Annotated in this window: 1 protein-coding gene; it reads right to left on the bottom strand. The window is 64.9% G+C overall.

Going from position 1 to position 339, the window contains the following annotated elements:
- A partial coding sequence (locus AF337_RS25410) for an aldo/keto reductase (RefSeq protein ID WP_160320348.1) occupies nucleotides 1-339 on the bottom strand: 339 nt, incomplete at both ends.

Here is a 339-nt window from a genome sequence, read left to right as displayed (position 1 = left end):
CTGTACAGCATGCGCACGGCGTATCGATCGGGCACCGGCCTCGGACAGACCGAACCACCGCACCTTGCCCTCGGCGATCAGCTCCCTGACCGTCCCGGCCACATCTTCCATGGGCACGTCTGGATCGACCCGGTGCTGATAATAAAGGTCGATGTGGTCGGTGCGCAGGCGCTTTAGGCTGCCCTCGATGGCGCGGCGGATCTGCGCCGGCTTGCTGTTGACGCCACCGCGGTGCTCGCCCGTCTCCTGATCGATGTCCCAGCCGAATTTCGTGGCGATCTTGACCTTGTCGCGAACCGGAGCAAGCGCCTCGCCCACCATCTCCTCGTTCGTCCAGGG

The organism is Rhizobium ecuadorense (genome assembly GCF_001187535.1).
Taxonomy (GTDB): Bacteria; Pseudomonadota; Alphaproteobacteria; order Rhizobiales; family Rhizobiaceae; genus Rhizobium; species Rhizobium ecuadorense.
The sequence above is the reverse complement of the archived record's forward strand: the minus strand, read 5'-3'. Positions and strand labels throughout refer to the sequence as shown.